At 45.8% G+C, this 17,658-nt stretch carries 14 protein-coding genes; 8 read left to right on the top strand and 6 right to left on the bottom strand.

Annotated features, from left to right (window positions below):
• Positions 1-13: 13 nt before the first annotated feature.
• Both FIV04_RS19170 and FIV04_RS19165 read left to right on the top strand, forming a co-directional pair.
• Positions 14-1,393 (top strand): amidohydrolase family protein, encoded by a 1,380-nt coding sequence (locus tag FIV04_RS19170; RefSeq protein ID WP_152470128.1) that lies wholly within the window; start codon positions 14-16, stop codon positions 1,391-1,393.
• Positions 1,394-1,470: 77 nt separating this feature from the next.
• Positions 1,471-2,103, top strand: coding sequence for a DUF3299 domain-containing protein (locus FIV04_RS19165; protein ID WP_152470127.1), 633 nt, complete (start codon positions 1,471-1,473; stop codon positions 2,101-2,103).
• A 78-nt stretch (positions 2,104-2,181) separates the two neighbouring features.
• On the opposite strand, the gene FIV04_RS19160 is transcribed toward FIV04_RS19165, so the two are convergent.
• From FIV04_RS19160 to puuE, 6 genes are all read right to left on the bottom strand, one after another.
• Positions 2,182-2,838: a hypothetical protein gene (locus tag FIV04_RS19160; protein ID WP_367618263.1), complete on the bottom strand. Its 657-nt coding sequence runs from the start codon at positions 2,836-2,838 to the stop codon at positions 2,182-2,184.
• Positions 2,839-3,081: 243 nt separating this feature from the next.
• Positions 3,082-4,413: a urate hydroxylase PuuD gene (locus tag FIV04_RS19155; protein ID WP_152470126.1), complete on the bottom strand. Its 1,332-nt coding sequence runs from the start codon at positions 4,411-4,413 to the stop codon at positions 3,082-3,084.
• Positions 4,414-4,427: 14 nt separating this feature from the next.
• Positions 4,428-4,988: an ureidoglycolate lyase gene (locus FIV04_RS19150; RefSeq protein WP_032553521.1), complete on the bottom strand. Its 561-nt coding sequence runs from the start codon at positions 4,986-4,988 to the stop codon at positions 4,428-4,430.
• Between the two features lie 14 nt (positions 4,989-5,002).
• A complete protein-coding gene (gene alc / locus FIV04_RS19145) occupies positions 5,003-5,989 on the bottom strand; it encodes an allantoicase (RefSeq protein WP_032553522.1) in 987 nt (328 codons plus the stop codon).
• Between the two features lie 121 nt (positions 5,990-6,110).
• Positions 6,111-6,626, bottom strand: coding sequence for a 2-oxo-4-hydroxy-4-carboxy-5-ureidoimidazoline decarboxylase (gene uraD, locus FIV04_RS19140; protein WP_032553523.1), 516 nt, complete (start codon positions 6,624-6,626; stop codon positions 6,111-6,113).
• A 77-nt stretch (positions 6,627-6,703) separates the two neighbouring features.
• Complete coding sequence (puuE, locus tag FIV04_RS19135; RefSeq protein WP_150868437.1) at positions 6,704-7,618, bottom strand: allantoinase PuuE; 915 nt, start codon at positions 7,616-7,618, stop codon at positions 6,704-6,706.
• A 397-nt stretch (positions 7,619-8,015) separates the two neighbouring features.
• On the opposite strand from puuE, the gene uraH reads away from it, so the two are divergent.
• From uraH to FIV04_RS19105, 6 genes are all read left to right on the top strand, one after another.
• Positions 8,016-8,369, top strand: coding sequence for a hydroxyisourate hydrolase (gene uraH, locus FIV04_RS19130; RefSeq protein ID WP_150868435.1), 354 nt, complete (start codon positions 8,016-8,018; stop codon positions 8,367-8,369).
• A gap of 195 nt (positions 8,370-8,564) precedes the next feature.
• Positions 8,565-9,908 (top strand): NCS2 family permease, encoded by a 1,344-nt coding sequence (locus tag FIV04_RS19125; RefSeq protein ID WP_032553527.1) that lies wholly within the window; start codon positions 8,565-8,567, stop codon positions 9,906-9,908.
• A gap of 228 nt (positions 9,909-10,136) precedes the next feature.
• The gene (locus tag FIV04_RS19120; protein WP_225312938.1) at positions 10,137-11,573 is read left to right on the top strand and encodes a solute carrier family 23 protein; all 1,437 of its coding nucleotides are present in this window, start codon (positions 10,137-10,139) and stop codon (positions 11,571-11,573) included.
• 188 nt (positions 11,574-11,761) lie between these two features.
• Positions 11,762-13,126: an 8-oxoguanine deaminase gene (locus FIV04_RS19115; protein WP_152470125.1), complete on the top strand. Its 1,365-nt coding sequence runs from the start codon at positions 11,762-11,764 to the stop codon at positions 13,124-13,126.
• A gap of 728 nt (positions 13,127-13,854) precedes the next feature.
• Positions 13,855-15,093, top strand: coding sequence for an alpha-xenorhabdolysin family binary toxin subunit A (locus FIV04_RS19110; protein ID WP_152470124.1), 1,239 nt, complete (start codon positions 13,855-13,857; stop codon positions 15,091-15,093).
• Positions 15,094-15,222: 129 nt separating this feature from the next.
• Positions 15,223-17,619 carry a hypothetical protein gene (locus FIV04_RS19105; RefSeq protein ID WP_152470123.1) on the top strand — a complete coding sequence of 799 codons (2,397 nt, stop codon included), beginning with the start codon at positions 15,223-15,225 and terminating at the stop codon, positions 17,617-17,619.
• Positions 17,620-17,658: the final 39 nt, after the last annotated feature.

Genomic DNA, 17,658 nt, shown 5'->3' with positions numbered 1-17,658 from the left:
TAAGGATATAAAAATGAAGAAAACGATATTGGCTTCCTCTATTGCGCTAGTTTCATCGTTTGTCTTGGCTGAAGAGAGTGTTCAACTTCCCCAAACACTTTTTGAAAACGTCGATGTTTTTAACGGCACCGAGAACAAACTGTATGAAGACCATTTTGTTTTGGTTGAAGGCAACAAGATTGCATCCATCTCCGCAATGGCAATCAAAGTACGTGATGATGCAGTGATCATCGATGGTACAGGAAAAACTCTCACTCCCGGATTTATTGAGAATCACGCCCACCTCATGCTTATGGGACCAAGTCTACCGACTATGGAATCCAACACCACATGGGAAGATTTCGCCATACACGGAACGCGTATGGCGGAGATGTACTTGATGCAAGGCTTTACCACGGTACGTGATGCCGGTGGTGCTAATGGTGGCTTGAGACGAGCAATAGATTCAGGACAGATTGTCGGCCCACGCTTCTACCCTTCTGGCGCATTCTTAGGGACTCGCGGCGGCCATGCTGACTTTGCCAACTTTACAGCACCTGTCGGTGAAGAGACCAACTTCAGTAGGCTTAATATGGCGCAAGAGGTTGATAGCGTAGCCGATGTGAAAAAGTATGCGCGTAACAACTTCCGTATGGGCGCAACTCAGTTGAAATACATGCAATCCGGTGGTGTTGTATCGGCATTTGACCCTTGGCAACTATTAGCGGGATCTCCTGAAGAGATTGGCGCTGCTGTACAAGTAGCGGATACCTATGGCAGCTATGTAATGGCACACTCGTATCGAAAAGAGGCCATTCTGGGCGCATTGAATGCAGGGGTGAAATCCATCGAGCACGGATTTATGTTTGATTGTGAAATCTCAGACTTAATGAAAGAAAAAGGAGCATACATCACTACAAACCTTACCGCGTTCGACCCTAACCTTCTTGAGATTCCAGCAGTTAAGAGCGTTGCATCAAGCTTAGCCAAAGCCAAATCCGCTTCTGCGGCGTTTAAAGACTACATCCCAAATATGAAGAAGTGTCCAGCACCTAGAGGCTTCCAGACTGACTGTGTTGGCTCTGTTGATGCGTGTAACATCCAAATCGCTTACGAGAAGAAACTCAACAATGATTTCTTCGGCCCTTATGAGTCATTGAAAACACTCACTTCCGTTGGTGGTGAAATTGCGACCTTAACGGGGGACTTTATGAACCCGTACCCAGAAGCGAAGTTAGGAGTGATTGAATCCGGTGCTTATGCCGACATCTTACTGCTTGAAGGCAACCCGTTGGAGGACTTCTCCATAGTCGGTACCGGTGACAAATGGTTCGGAGCAGATAAACGACCAGATTCACCAGAGTCGATCAAACTGATCATGAAAGACGGCGTTATCTACAAAAACACGCTTTAGCGGGATCATGTGGCTTACTGCGATACCAAGCGGTGAGCCACTTATCCTTTTCACGCATCAATGGATGGAGCAGTGATTTGAATAGACTATTTATACTCATGATGTCGATAGCTTCGTTTGGCAGTTCTGCAGGTGAAGCCACTCAGCTCGATTGGCAAGATTTAAGGCCTGAACCCATTTCCAGCCAAGTGACTTTGCCGGAAATCACCTATCAACAAAAACAAACCTTGCAGCAGATATTCACGTTAAGTCAGTACAATGACTCGGAATCTGCCAATAAGATTACCGCTCTAAAAGAGAAGCTAAAATCCGAGGGCTTAGATGCCGACGAACTTTTTAAACTGCGACAACAATACATAGAAAACCAACAACGCGCGGCCCATACTGTCACGACCCATTACGATGGACAAAGAGTTCGCATTCCTGGCTTTCTCGTGCCCATTGAATTTTCCGCGCCTCTCGTTGCCACCGAGTTTCTACTAGTACCCACCGCAGGTGCATGCATTCATATGCCACCTCCCCCTGCAAACCAAATCGTGAGAGTTTCATACCCGCAAGGCTATCAAGTAGAGACGGTTCAATATCCCGTTTGGGTCGAGGGTGTCATTTCATCAAAACTGGAGACCAGTAGCGTCTACCTTGTTGATGGCGATACTGATCTGACAATGGGGTACAATCTCACCGCATCCATGGTAGTGAACTACCATTAACCAATTTGGATTTTGAGCCCAATACGTAAAAAGAGCCTTCAATGGGCTCTTTTTTCATCACTACAATACACGAAAGCACTATGTAGAGGCTTTATCTAACTTAAGCTCTGCCGTCACTTTAGTCAGGCGCAATGCAATCGCAAAACAGACTAAGTAAGGACTCACATACCAGAAAAGGCTTTCTATTGGCTGTTTAAGCTGCGCTTCCCTTGTTTTGATGTATTGATTTTTCTGCTTCTCGTATTGATTCAGCATCCCACTCACCCATACAGAGTCGCTCTCTAGTAACGCAATATCAGGTGCTGGAACCATTAATGTAGAAGCGCTCGGCAGCAGAGAGAAATCAACATCTTTAAAGGTCTTCGCGGTTGTGAGGTACCACATACAGGCTTGATGGTATTCGGCTTGATCATTGGCCGACGGCTGACCCGAACATACATCACCGCGCAATCGATCAAGAGAGAACTGCTGAATAGATTCTAGAATCACCACAGCTCTTGTCTGTTCAGTTTCTACCCAATCACCGGCAACCTTAGCCCGAATCTCTGAGACAGCGCCAAGCATGCCTATCCCTGCCAGAAACGGCCATAAATAATCCATCAGTTTCCATTTACGTCGGCTCAGGTTGAACCCACACCAAATTGGGATATGCAGCAGAAGAGTCAGCCCAACGGACAATAGAACAAAGTTGAGTGAGCTAGAGAGCATCAACTCACTTTCAAAGAAATGCTTCATAATTAGACACTTGCCTATATGAATAAGAGAGTTTCGATAGTAAATATCAATTGCTTGAAGAATGTAAGCAGCGCGTCAAAAAAGGGAAATACCTTCAAAAAAGAACCAACGCTTGGGAAAGCATACAAAAAGCCCCGGTATAGGAACCGGGGAAACAGGGTGGGACGAGTTTGGCGCGTGCCCGTATAACCAAACTCTCCCCAAGCCTCACCTAAGACTCACGCTCTTAGGTAAAGGATGCTGCTATTGAAGTTTGGCTCCTTGTGCTGCCCAATCACCGATAAGAGTACGTTCGTCATCTGTCATTTGGGTGAGGTTTCCAAGTGGCATGACTTTCGTTGTTACGGTTTGAGCAATGATTCTCGGTACGTTGGCTTTGATCTCTTCAGGTGTATCCAATATGACCCCGGCTGGTGCGGCGGCAAAGGCAGCATGAGTCGGTGAAGCTGAGTGACACACCGAACAGCGCTCTTGAATGACTTGGTTGATGGTCTCAAAGCGAATACCTGCGTCCGAAGATGCTGGAGCACTAGTGGCAGCTGTTTGCTGAACTTGAGCGCCATTATCAGATTCCACAACTCCTGCCGCAATTTCTTCCACGACTGGTGTAGCTTCTGCACTGCTTTGCACCTGCTCAACCACGGGCGCTTTCGCGACTGGTGTCGGTGTCATCTGCTTTTTCGCGTACGGTGAGGTCACGAACGCAAGCGTGATCATACCGAGTGCGGCTACTGGTACTGTCCAAGCAAACTTCTGACTGCCATGTCGGGTATTAAAGTAGTGGCGAACCAAGATACTGAATACCGCCAAACCAGCTAGAATCAACCAGTTGTACTCCGAACCATACGTGCTCGGGAAGTGGTTACTGATCATGATGAACAACACTGGTAGTGTCATGTAGTTGTTATGACGAGAACGCAGTAAGCCTTTCGCTGGAAGTGCTGGATCAGGTTCGCGCTTCTCTTCAATCGCTTTCACTAAGTTGCGCTGTGCAGGCATGATAACGCGGAATACGTTACCCACCATGATGGTACCGATGATCGCGCCCACATGAATGTAAGCACCACGGCCGCTGAACACTTGGGTCAAGCCGTAAGTCGCGGCCACCAGCAGGACGAACAATACAATACCAAGCAGTACTGGCGTCTTACCTAATGGAGAGTCACACAACAGGTCGTAAATAAACCAACCAGCGACAAAAGAACCAATACCAATCGCGATTGCGGTAGTCGAATCAAGGCCTGAGCCCGGTGCGATCAGGTAAATCTCGGCGTTAAGGTAGTAGACAACTCCAAGTAGACACACACCTGTGATCCAAGTGAAGTAAGCTTCCCATTTAAACCAGTGAAGGTGTTCAGGCATCTCTGGTGGCGCAAGCTTGTACTTTTCAAGGTGATAGATACCACCACCGTGAATTGCCCATAAGTCACCAGATAGGCCTGTTTTGGGGTTGACTCGATTAAGGTTGTTTTCAAGCCAAACAAAGTAAAATGATGCGCCGATCCATGCGACACCAACGATCATGTGAATCCAGCGAATCGCCAAATTCAACCATTCTGTAATATGCGGATCCATAATAAACTCCTGTATCACAGCGCATTTTCAACGCGCTGCTCTTCCTTATTGTTGTCCGTCGGCAGGTCTTCCAAGTGCAGTGCCACGAGGTCGCTATCAAAATAAACTTCATCACAGTTATGGCCTTCACCGCCTCTGTCCACGATCAAGAACTGGTCTTGATCGGTAAGCGCGAGAACGGGGTGGTGCCACACACCTTTGTGATAGTTCACTCCTTGGCGACCATTGCTGAGAAACGCTCGGCAGCTGGCTAATGTCGGATTTTCGCCCTTTGGCGCGACAACAATTAAATAGGGTTGACCAAGTAATGGAACGAATGCCTGAGAGCCAAGTGGATGACGCTCTAGCATCTCGATAGTCAATGGGTACTTCAGCGGAGTGGCCTGGAAGATGCTGATGATGGCTTCTCCACCTTGATCTTGCACATCCGTTGCCGCAAGCTTGTGGTAGCGACGAGTTGACCCATTGTTGATCATGAAAAAATCACTGTTATCAGACTCGATAACATCACCAAACTCAGCAAACGCTTGTTTGGTTAACGGTTCGATCACTAAACGACGTATTCCATTACTCATACTCTTTTCCTTACCTATTTCGCTTTGGTACCAAATAGACGTAAACGGCTGATACCGCCATCTGGGAAGATGTTGGCACGTACGTGTGTCACCGCACCAAGATCGTTCACCTCGGAAATGAATTCATGAATATTGTGGGCAGACAGTTTTTGCGCCGGTAGAAGCTCACGCCAGAATAGACTTTGCGTCTCTACTTGGTCGTCGGTACCACCTTTCACATACGCTGCTTGAATTGAACAACTGTCTGGGAAGTTACCTTTAAAGTGCGCAGTATCAACAACGATACGTTCAATGTTGCCCGGGTGGCCTAACGCAACAATCACCCAGTCGTTACCCGGTGTACGACGACGTGCTGTTTCCCAGCCATCGCCCATGTTTTCACCGCGGCCAGGGCCAAGAATGTTCGCTTTATTACCGTAGTGCTCATCACTACATGCTAGTGCGCGTCCGCCATGTTCAACCGCTGCAAGGTCAATTTGCTGTTGTGCATCAATCGCATCCCAATCAACGCTCGGGCGACCGTAAACACGAAGGCGCGCAACACCGCCATCTGGATAGATGTTTAGACGCAGGTGAGTAAATACTTGGTCACTTTCAATCTCTTCAAGGTGATGGTGGTCGCCTTGCAGGCCAATAGAAGGGAGGATCTCTTGCCATTCAGTAGAGTCTGTTGGTTCGCCTTGTGGTGAATAGCATGCATCAATCGATGCAGAAGGCGGAAAGTTACCTGTGAAGAATGAAGTATCAATATCAACGCCCGCAATCGTACCTGCTAGACCAAGACGAATCACACAGTAATCATAACCTTCTCCACGCTTACGGCGGCTTTCCCAACCGTCCATCCATTTACCGTTGTCATCGTATAGGTCATCTTTCCATACTGGTGCTGCGTGGCTGAGTAGGCGGCTTTTGTCGGCAAAGAAATCGTCCGTGGCGAAGATCGCTTCCGCACCGAGTTTTTCGTCTGCTAGGTTTATGTACTGTTCAAATTTATGGGTCATGTCCGTGTAATCCTATGAAATTAATCAAGTAATAATAAAATGAGAACTTAAAGGTTCAGTCGCTGACTGCTCAGCATCCGACGCATTAAGTGATTCTGAAATAGCTGCTAACTCCGTTAACCTACATATCCCAGAGACGAAACATTGCGATCTTGTTGATCTCTTGTATCGCCGTAGCAAACTCAGTTTCACTATCATTTCCTAATCGCATCTCGAACGACTCAAGAATTTGGTAACGATTGGCTCCCTTTACCGCCATGATAAAAGGGAAGTTGAAGCGACTTTTGTAGCTGTTGTTGTAAGAAGTGAATTTTTCAAATTCTTCGGCGCTGCATTTATCGATGCCCGCCCCCGCTTGTTCCTTAGTAGACGACTCTGTGAGTTCGCCATTTACTGCTGCTCGACCGGCTAAGTCTGGGTGAGCATTGATCAAAGCCAACTGCTTGCCGTGGTCGGCTTGCAAAAGCGTGGATGCCATCTTCAAATGAAGATTCTCGATATGATCATCCTCTGCATTTAAGCCTTGGTCATACACTGCTTCGGCCACCCAAGGGCTGTGCTCGTACACATCTGCAAAATGGGCGACAAATTCATCGCGAGCCATTTTTGTGGGTTGGCATGATCGAAATACTGTCACTGTTAGCCTCCTTGCTATTGCTCTCTTTGCTTGTGTTGTTTTTATCGTTGTGAGTTGTTACTGCTTTTCCTAGTCCACTATCCCGCTTTATACGGATGGTGTTCATGCCAGTGATTGGCAATATCGATACGACGACATAGCCACACGCTGTCATGTTGTTTTACGTAATCTAGAAAACGTCTCAGTGCCATGATTCGACCCGGACGCCCGACCAATCGACAGTGAAGCCCAACCGACATCATTTTCGGTGCGGTTTCACCTTCCATATAAAGGGCGTCAAAGGTGTCTTTTAGGTATTGGAAAAACTGTTCACCAGAGTTAAAGCCCTGCGCTGTCGAAAAACGCATATCGTTCACATCTAGGGTGTAAGGGATCACCAGTTGAGGGCGCCCAGTCTCGGTATGCCAGTATGGTAGATCGTCATCGTAGGCATCAGAGTCGTATAAAAAACCACCCTCTTCTGCGACAAGTCGACGCGTATTTGGACCCGTTCGGCCTGTGTACCAGCCGAGTGGACGTTGGCCTGTCACTTGCTGGATGATCTCTATCGCTTTCACCATATGGTCGCGCTCTTCAGACTCATCAATGTATTGATAGTCAATCCAACGGTAGCCGTGGCTACAAATCTCATGGCCTGCTTCCATCATCGCTTTGGCGACATCTGGATGACGTTCGATGGCCATAGCGACAGCAAAGACAGTTAATGGGATTTCATATTCATCAAATAGGCGAAGTACGCGCCACACCCCAGCTCGACTACCATACTCGTAGATCGATTCCATACTGATGTGACGTTCACCCTTGATCGGTTGTGCTGATGGGATCTCTGAGAGAAATGCTTCTGACTCATCATCACCGTGCAATAGACAACGTTCACCGCCTTCTTCGTAGTTCAATACAAAGGAGACCGCGACACGCGCATTACCCGGCCATTGAGGATTTGGAGGGGTAGCTCCATACCCGATCAAATCTCTTGAATAATCCTTATTCATCCAAGTACTCCTAACATTAGTGTTTGGTTTAGTCGCTCACCCACAGCTTTCCTCTATGAGTTAGAAACAACGAGCAACCTCACCCCATACATTCATTGTATACAATAATTTATCTTAATGTAAAGATTTCGTTATTAAAGTTAAATTTAGCAACAACAACCCTTTAATAACAACAGTTTAAATAATCATGGTGCAAGTTTTTATTGATAACGCACAGACTTGGTGCATCAAAAAACCGACTTAAAGTTAACATTTTTTCTACAATTGACTTTACTAATTGTATACAGTTCGTTCATAGTTAGTGCTGACAAAGTGAGCAAGCAAACGTTTTGTCAGATAAACATCGCAGATGAAAAACAGAATAAGGACAGGACGCGTCAACGCGCCGTGAAGGATTATGGGAAGATTAACAACACACGTTTTAGATACCACCCACGGCCTACCTGGAGCAGAGATCAAGGTAGAGCTTTACAAGGTAAATGAAGACTCAACTGAAAAATTGGCAACGGTTGTGACCAACTCCGACGGTAGAACCGATGCACCAATTCTTGCTGGTAACAACTTCCTCCCAGGCAAGTATCAGTTGGTGTTCTATGTAGCAGATTACTACAAAAGCAAAGGCGTCGAACTTGATGGCGTGCCTTTCTTAGACGATGTCGTGATTCGCTTCGGACTCGATGATCCGGATGCGCATTACCACGTCCCTCTTTTAGTATCCCCTTACAGCTTCTCGACATATCGCGGAAGTTAAGCTCAAGAAACTACAAATAAAGGAAATTTAGCCGCACTTAATTTTTGCTAGGCCTTCGCTGGCCACTACTGTCAGCGAGCTTGGTCAGGCTTGTTCGTGCCCAAAAAAGAGAAATCACCTTAAACACATGAAACCTTAATATTGAAATCTTGCTGTATTCAATACATGGATCACAACATAAAAGGACTTGCTGACATGAGTGAGAGTAAAACTGAAATACTCAACCAAGATGCGAATAACGGAATTTTAGAGAAGTTTTTTAAAATTAAGGCCCACGGAAGCAGTGTAAAAAATGAATTGGTTGGTGGCGTGACCACTTTCGCAACCATGGCTTACATTATCTTCGTTAACCCACAGATCATGGCGGCATCTGGCATGGATTCTGGCGCGGTGTTCGTTGCAACCTGTATTGGTGCAGCGATTGGCTGTCTGTTAATGGGACTGTTTGCGAACTGGCCAGTGGGCCTTGCACCGGGTATGGGCCTCAACGCCTTCTTCTCATTCACCGTGGTGAGTGAAATGGGTTACAGCTGGGAGGTAGCGCTTGGGGCGGTATTTATCTCTGGTGTGCTATTTGTCGGGATGAGCTTCTACAAGGTTCGTCAATGGATCATAGAGAGCATTCCAGAGAGTTTACGCTACTCCATGACCGCTGGTGTTGGTCTGTTCTTGGGTCTGATTGGTCTTAAAACCGCGGGCATTGTCGTCGAAAACCCAGCAACTTTGGTTTCATTAGGTGATTTCACCAAACCAGAAGCTCTGCTTGCTGCTATCGCATTCCTTATTATCGCGGTACTGAGTGAGCGTAAAGTGTTTGGTGCAGTACTGATTGGTATTTTGAGCGTAACGCTTATCGGCATGATGCTGGGCCTAGTGCAATACAACGGCTTCTTCGCTGCACCACCAAGCTTAGCGCCAACCTTTATGGCAATGGACATCGCAGGTGCACTGAACGTTTCTATGATCAGCGTTATCTTAGCCTTCCTCTTTGTAAACATGTTCGACACCGCGGGTACATTAATGGGTGTTGCGGAGCGTGCACACCTAACTAACCCAGAAACAGGCAAGATTGAAGGTTTGAGCAAGGCACTAAAAGCCGACAGTATTTCGAGTGTTGCCGGTGCTTGTGTGGGTTGTCCACCAGTAACCAGTTACGTCGAGAGTGCTGCTGGTGTTGCAGCAGGTGCTCGTACTGGACTTTCAGCTATTGTGGTTGGCGCGCTGTTCCTAGCTGCGATCTTCCTATCACCACTTGCTGGCATGATCCCGGCTTACGCGACGTCAGGCGCACTGATCTACGTAGCCTTTGTAATGATGAGCAGCATGCAGCACGTTGATTGGAAAGACTTCACTAACGGTGCACCAGCTGCAATCACTGCGTTAATGATGCCACTCACATTCTCAATCGCGAATGGTATTGCGCTTGGCTTTATCACTTACACGGTATTAAAGCTGGCAACAGGCAAAACCAAAGATGTCTCTATCTCGATGTACTTCTTAGCGGCTATCTTCATCGCTAAATTGGTGTTCATTGGCTAATTTTCGGTTCGTTAGTTAACCGCCATTGAGTCACGCACCTTGAACGCTTGGTTTATCAATCAAGCCAAGCGTTCCTATCAATTTTTAAGAAAGCTAACTGTACGGAATCCACGGCGTGTTCATACGCGCTCCCTCCGTGCACCTTTTTTATGACCCTACGCAGTTTGTAGAAGTCATTGTTTGACTGTCATTCGCTTGTGAACCTAAACACAAGCAGAGGAATATCAAATGAAACTTCTGTATACCCTAAATGAAAGACCCCCTCACGGGCTCACCCTCCTACTTGCTCTGCAACATATGCTGGCCTCTATTGGCGGCATCGTTGCAGTACCACTGATTGTTGGCGCATCCATTGGTTTGCCCAACACGGAAATCGTCTCGCTCATTAACGCGGCCTTGCTGGCATCAGGGATCGTCACGGTCGCCCAGTGTCTAGGCTTTGGCCCTATTGGTATTCGCTTACCCGTAGTGATGGGATCTAGCTTCGCCTTTCTCGGTGTCGCGATCTCTATTGGTAATGAAGGTGGCGTAAGTGCAATTATGGGCTCAGCCCTGATCGGCTCCTTCGTGGTGATTGCAGCCAGCTTTTACATGGATAAGGTGAGGAAACTGTTCCCTACCGTGGTAAGTGGTGTAGTGGTTACTCTTATCGGACTAACCATTTTACCGGTTGCCATGAATTGGGTCGGAGACTCGCCTGCCAATAGTGAACAATTTGCCACGTTACCGAAGCTTTTTTTGGCGCTGGTCTCTTTAGGCATTGTGGTTTGCGTTTCTGTTTACTGTAAAGGCGCAGTCGCTGCTTCAGCGATCGTAATCGGCCTTGCTGGCGGTTACATCGTGGCACTATCACTTGGCATGGTAAACCTAGACCAAATTAGCTCTGCTGCTTGGATTGGCGGCCCTGAGCCTTTCAAATACGGCTTCACATTCTCAATGAGCGCCATCATTAGCATGAGCTTGGTGTACATCGTGGTGATTGCTGAAGCTACGGGTGACTTCATGGCGCTCGGCAACAACTGTCAAACCCAAGTCAGTGGTAAAGATCTAAAACGTGGTCTTTTAGGCGATGGGCTTGGTAGTACGCTTTCTTCAATTCTCACCGCTATGCCGCTCGCTTCGTTCAGCCAGAATGTAGGTATCGTTGGTATTACTGGGGTTGCCAGTCGCTATGTGGTTGCGGCAACGGGTGGTTTGCTGATCCTCGGTGGTCTGTTCCCGAAACTCGCTGCCATTGCCGTCACGATTCCTAAACCAGTATTAGGGGGCGTGGGTTTTGTTATGTTCGGCATGATTGCTTACGCGGGTATTCGTATGTTGATAAAAGCTGCAGACACCAAACGAAACGCGCTAGTGATCTGTGTTGGTTTGGCTTCTGGGCTTGCGGTAACGTTCGAACCACGACTGCTACAGCACTTACCTCATGATTTAGCGAACTTCCTACACTCTGGCATTACGACCGGGACAATCATGACGGTTTTACTGAACCTGATTCTTCCTAAATCTTCACGAGCTGAAGAGCAAGAAGCACTCGCCGAAAGCCAAGCTCAAGTTGAGCTAGAGATGCAAGAGCAAGCTGAAATGCTAGAACAGGCAGAACTTGAAGAGAACGCAGAACTACAGCAAAAAGAACAAACTGAAACAACAGAAGTTAAGGCAAACTAAACGCCTTACATTCGCTAGTGATTTCAGGCTTAACTGACTTAATGAGAAGTACGAAGACTTACATCAGTTAAAGAAGCATACAGCAGTGGGTTGAAGAAACGCGCTGCTCTATAAACCCTTATCGTTAACAATACAAAACCAAAGACCCTCTTCCCTGAAAAGGCTGAGATGGCTAAGGACTATTATGAATGGAAACCATCTGGATTAAGAATCCACTCGCAATCTACACTGGCACAAATACCGATGCACAAGGCGGACTCGTCGTCAGAGGCAATACCATTGTCGAGTTAGTAGGCAAACATCAAGAACCGACTACCCCTGTCGACTATAGTGTTGATGCCTCGTGTCATGTTGTCACTCCAGGGCTGATTAACGCCCACCATCATTTCTATCAAACCCTCACTCGTGCCTACCCAGGCGCACTCAACAAAGAGCTTTTTCATTGGCTGAAAAGTTTGTACCCAGTTTGGGCAAACCTTGATGCTGAAATGATGAGCCTTGCCACTGAGCTGGCTTTGGTCGAGCTGATGATGTCTGGCTGCACCACTGCTTCCGATCACCATTACCTGCTTCCTAACGGGCTTGAACACGCGATTGATCTGCAAGTCGAAGCCGCAGAAAAGCTCGGTGTTCGAGCTATCTTTACCCGCGGTTCAATGAGTTTAGGCGAAGATGAAGGAGGACTACCTCCAAGGCACACCATCCAGACTGAGCAAACCATCATCGACGATAGCCAACGCTTGATCCGTGATTACCACCAGCGGGATGAAGGCGCGATGATTCAAATTGCCCTTGCGCCATGTTCACCATTCTCGGTCACCACAGATTTAATGAGGGAGACCGCTCGAATTAGCGAAAGTGAAGGTGTGATGATGCACACTCACCTATGCGAGACCCTTGATGAAGAAGATTTCTGTATTGAGAAGTTTGGCTTGCGTCCGGTTGATTATCTCGAAGATGTGGGCTGGCTCAATGACCGAACTTGGTTAGCTCACGGTATCCACTTCAACCCAGAAGAGATAAAACGGCTAGGGGCGGCTGGCGTTGGTATCAGCCATTGCCCAACATCGAACATGATGCTTGCTTCAGGCATATGTAAGAACAACGACCTTGAAGCCGCTGGGGTGAAAGTCGGTCTCGGTGTGGATGGTTCTGCTTCAAACGACGGCTCCAATATGATTGCCGAAGTGCGAATGGCGATGTATCTGCAAAGACTGCAGTATGGCTCTGCCAATGTCTCGCACTTTGATGCACTTCGCTGGGCAACATCGGGGTCTGCACGCGCAATGGGCCGTACCGATATCGGTACTCTTGAGGTTGGCAAACAAGCCGATATCGCTATGTTCAAGCTTGATGATATTCGTTTCTCTGGCAGTCACGATCCGCTCGCCGCACTGCTTTTGTGTGGTGCCCAACAAGCAGATAAAGTGATGATAGCCGGACAATGGCGTGTCAACGATGGCGCAGTGATAGGTGTCGATATGGAACATCTCATGCACCGCCACCACGCCGCCGCAATGAGACTTGGTAAGCTAGCGATGAACAACCACTAGCGTCACTCTTCGTCCATCACAGTCGAAATGCATGGCTGTGATGGGCAGCGGACATATACACCTTACTTCAACATCATCAGCTGCTGTCTTTAATTTCTCCCTCATTTCTAGCTATATCCTCGCGTTCAGTCGTTCTCCTTTTATATCTTTTTGAATGGTTATCGTCTTAATAATGGAAATAAAATAATAATCTAATTAAATCCTACCTAATTTAACAGATGCTAATTCAAAGTTTTGTTAATATATAACACACTCATTATTTGGCACAGATCAAGTTTAAAACGATCGTTCTAATTATAAATCTATAAAATTCACCAACAGATTTAGTAATAAGTACAAAAATACAAATAATTATAGATTTATCACTTAAAGCATAAATGCATAGAATAAAATCCTCTCAAATCCTTAATATACCTAGCCTGAGAGAAAACAGCAGAACAAATGACTTAAATATCATTTAATTCAATAGATCAACAAACAATCAATGTGAATTCAAATATGTGATCTAAATAGAACTTTTCATTATAAATCTGCTATAGATTGAGCGCTTCTTATAAAAACAATATTCACATTAAAGGAGCGAGATTAAAAAACCACATAATTACTACAAGTAATAACAACAGAAAATTATTCAATAACACCTTATAAGTATTTAAAAATGCCATCGATATGGTAGGGGTATTATTGTCTTTGAATAAATCTAATAACAGATTAAGCAGGGTTAAGAAATGAAAAAAATGACTAAGACACTTGTATTATCTTCGATCTCAATTGGGCTACTTTCCTCTTTTGCTCTCACTTCTCAAGCAGCTCCAATTCAAACAAATCAAGCGTCAGCAGAACAAAACCTACCGCAGGTGACTTACGATACGATCATCGGCGAGAATGGCGTCTTTATCGATTTGGATACCGATAACTTTATTTTAAAACAGCAAGAGTGGTATCAGATCCAAGCTTATGTCGAAGGCGCGTTGGCACTACCCGTAACAGAAGCGAGCATGAAATCGACGCTAGGTATTCCCAATGATATTCCCTTCTCCAATTTCCAAGCACTCGTTGAGCAGTACTCTAATATTCACGATACTGCTTTCTATTGGAAAAAAGACCTCTACCCAAGCATTGTTAACCTCTCATTGAGCTTGTCTAACTACGCACAAATCAAAGACTACATGCTTAACCCATTGAGCAACGCGCTCAACGAGATGTTAGCTAAAGCCTTCTCACCGCTACCGGAAGATATTGAAGCCGTTGAGCTCAACAGAAAAATGGCGATAGCTTATCTAAAGAGCCTGCAAAACTTTTCTATGAGATACCAACAAGAAGTGTCTGATGTTGGCGACAACCTATTGGAGTTCTCGGCCACGCTAGACACTCAAAAGCTGCAATTGGATGTATTGGAAGGCACACACAATGGTTACCTCAGTGATGATGGCAGCGCGCTGCAACAGCGAGTCAATGATATTAATGCGCGTATTGCCCAGCTCAATAAAGACTACACTCACTACGTTACTGTCGCCTCTACTGCGGTAACTTATGCATGGTTCCCTATGGTGGCGGTGCCTATCATGGGTGTTTACGGTGATAAAGCAGAGAAGGCACGTAAGCTTCGCAATGAACTACAAAAAGAAGTAGATGATCTACAAGATCAATTAACGTATACCCAGAAAATATATAACTCTTACCACCGTTCATCAGAAAGCATCGATATAATCTCTCAGCAGATTGAAAATGCCATTCCACATATTAATGAATTGAAACTTAACTGGCAGAAAATGAATTCAGATTTCACATCGCTACTTGCTGCGTTAGATGAAGCTCAGAATAATGCCGACATAATGAAAGATGATGCAATGCTTGGTGCAATCGGGGCTCTAGCCAATACATCGGTTGCTGAAATGAACTGGAATAATATCAGTGAGAAAGCCAAAGCATTTGCAAACAACGCCTATATTCAGAAGATGGAATAGTCGACTTCCAGTTCGATAAAACAAAGACCTAATAAATAAAACCAAATAATAGAGCCACGCCTTATAGCAATAAGGTGCGGCTTCTTTCATCCCAAATTTGGTAATACTCATTTTCGACAGGATTTTTCTATGAGACTTCTACCTATTATTATTTCTCTTTCATTTTCTCAACAAGCCTTTGCGAGTGATTGGCTTGAGCTAAATAACTTGGCAAACTCCACTGAATATCCAACATGGGTTCAATCAGCCTATTCTGAGGTGGGCGTATTATCTCGCTCTACATCAGATTTACATATTAACCTTAGTGATTGGATCGCACAGCAGAACCTTTACGTTACCAAACCTTCAAAAATCGTCGTCTTCGCAGATACTATTGAGGTTCCAGAGAACTTCAACTTAGTCGTCAACAACCAAAACATCCTCATTTTTGCTCGTAAGATTGTTGGTTCAGGCACCCCAACCTTTGTACTTGGACAACAAGGCTCTGCGGCATCCGTTTCCGTCATCGCAGGAGAGATAGAAACGCCAATAAACGTATTAGCTTTCCAAAGTGATGGCAGTATTACTCGAGATGCGGTTTCTGGTGAAGAAGGCAATGGCACGTCTGTGGTACTGGCCGGTTCGCACTATCGAAGAACCACCATCGATTCCAACACTACAGGACAAATGAAACTGGCAACCGACCCTTTCACCGATATTGTTAACCGCTCTTTCGATATGGCTGCCACACTATTCGATACCAATCCCGAGCTTAGCCTCGACCTTATCAACTGGATTGAACAGAGTTTGCGCCACGCCGGTTCAGTGGTTGAAGATGACCCAATTCTTTCAGACCTTTACCTACAAACTGTCGCTTTCAAACAGTTTATTAGCTTCAGTACTAAAGAGAGCAACTACGTCCCGTATCTGGACAAAGTCTTATACCAAGACAAGTATGAAGCGTATCTAAATGCCATGATCGCCTATCAAGCTCAATGGGACATTATCCAAGACAGAAACACCGTTATTGAGGACAAGATCGAGGCATCTAAGTTAGCACTTGCTAACATTGAAGATGTTCTTAGAGCTCAAGGTTCGATCATCACTCAAACTCAATCCAACATTGATAAGATTGGCGATAGCCTGACTGAAATTGATGCTCAGTACAAAGCTCAAGAACTCGTTACTCTTGATGCCCGAACCACTTATTTGGTTGGTGTAGAGAACTGGAAAACCCAGCAACAACTCAATGCCGCTTTAGCGATATTCAAGGCGATAGCGGAAATCGGAAGTGCGGTCAGTGGCGTGTTCACTGGTAACCTCTCAGGGGTAAATGACTTAACCGAGCAGCTAGCAAAAACACCTGAAGCGCTAGAAAAGGCAAAAAATCTCGTTACCAACATCAAGTCCGTCACTGGCATTATTGATAGCGTAACCAAAACGATTTCTGGTATTTCGCAGCTGACAAACGATGTTAAATCCGCCATCAAATTCCAAAAGGTATCGGAAGCGATGGATGGATTTAACTTTAATATCCCAACACTCAACGAGAGCAATCTTGCATGGGATCTGATGATCACCGAGATTCGCAGCAACCTCAGGTATGCGGACAGCTTGGGAATCAAAGGCGCAAGACAATATCTGCTAGAGCTCGAAAAACAGGTGTTACTCGGCAAAGCTATTAACATCACACAACTCAATTTTGCTCACGAGCAAGCTAAATTGGTCGACCTACTTTTAACCAATAATGTCACCACCAATCAGCAACAACGACTGAATACTGCCATTGAGGGTTATCAGTTAGACAGCGATAGCTTTGATTCCGTTGAGCGTGAACTTTCTCGCGTTTTAATGCACTTCAAACGTCCGATGTACGTTGCGCTATCGAACTATGTTCAGGCATACGAATACTGGGCATTGAAGCCAAGTGAGATCACCCCTTCTCTCAATAAGAGCTATCTAAACTACCAGTTCGACTTGGCCTCTATCGAAAGTGAGTATGTGAATGCCCTGTCTTCATTCCAGCCAGCACCACAAGACTTCACCATCGATAACTACACCATTTCTAGTCCAGAACAGCTAGAGAGCTTTGCTAACACCGGTGAATTGAACTTCACGATACCACTAGAGCAAGTTCAACTCTGCGCATTTGATCGCGTTAGGCTTTCAACGGTGCGTGTGTTCCTTGAGGGGGAAAACTTACCTTACGGCAAACAACTCAACTTGCGAGTCTCTAGCTCAGGTAACTATGCTGACCGATACGAAAATCAGGACTATCAATTCAGCTCTAACCCAGTATCGCGCGCATTCTACTATCGCCTTGATGACCCAACGACCAATGACGTAAGCATAATCACCGATGGCTCTGTGGCGAATAAGTTCGAGTATGCGTATTTCCAACCAACGCCATTCTCGTCTTGGAATATCACACTCAACAACTTTGATAAAACGGATCAAACCAATAACCACTACCTAAAAGATGTCGAACAAATTCGCGTTGAATTCCTAGGTAGTGGCATCCCCAATGGCAACAGTTGTTCTCACTAACCAAAGCACATCTTTAACCAGACAGGCTTTGGTTGCCGC

It is taken from the genome of Vibrio sp. THAF190c, from assembly GCF_009363355.1.
GTDB classification, from domain to species: Bacteria; Pseudomonadota; Gammaproteobacteria; order Enterobacterales; family Vibrionaceae; genus Vibrio; species Vibrio fortis_A.
The sequence above is the reverse complement of the archived record's forward strand: the minus strand, read 5'-3'. Positions and strand labels throughout refer to the sequence as shown.

Bases quoted from the DNA above. Each gene is read 5' to 3' on its own strand.
- FIV04_RS19170 (WP_152470128.1), top strand. From the start codon at position 14: ATGAAGAAAACGATATTGGCTTCCTCTATTGCGCTAGTTTCATCGTTT.
- FIV04_RS19160 (WP_367618263.1), bottom strand. From the start codon at position 2,838: ATGAAGCATTTCTTTGAAAGTGAGTTGATGCTCTCTAGCTCACTCAAC.
- FIV04_RS19155 (WP_152470126.1), bottom strand. From the start codon at position 4,413: ATGGATCCGCATATTACAGAATGGTTGAATTTGGCGATTCGCTGGATT.
- FIV04_RS19150 (WP_032553521.1), bottom strand. From the start codon at position 4,988: ATGAGTAATGGAATACGTCGTTTAGTGATCGAACCGTTAACCAAACAA.
- alc (WP_032553522.1), bottom strand. From the start codon at position 5,989: ATGACCCATAAATTTGAACAGTACATAAACCTAGCAGACGAAAAACTC.
- puuE (WP_150868437.1), bottom strand. From the start codon at position 7,618: ATGAATAAGGATTATTCAAGAGATTTGATCGGGTATGGAGCTACCCCT.
- uraH (WP_150868435.1), top strand. From the start codon at position 8,016: ATGGGAAGATTAACAACACACGTTTTAGATACCACCCACGGCCTACCT.
- FIV04_RS19125 (WP_032553527.1), top strand. From the start codon at position 8,565: ATGAGTGAGAGTAAAACTGAAATACTCAACCAAGATGCGAATAACGGA.
- FIV04_RS19120 (WP_225312938.1), top strand. From the start codon at position 10,137: ATGAAACTTCTGTATACCCTAAATGAAAGACCCCCTCACGGGCTCACC.
- FIV04_RS19115 (WP_152470125.1), top strand. From the start codon at position 11,762: ATGGAAACCATCTGGATTAAGAATCCACTCGCAATCTACACTGGCACA.
- FIV04_RS19110 (WP_152470124.1), top strand. From the start codon at position 13,855: ATGAAAAAAATGACTAAGACACTTGTATTATCTTCGATCTCAATTGGG.
- FIV04_RS19105 (WP_152470123.1), top strand. From the start codon at position 15,223: ATGAGACTTCTACCTATTATTATTTCTCTTTCATTTTCTCAACAAGCC.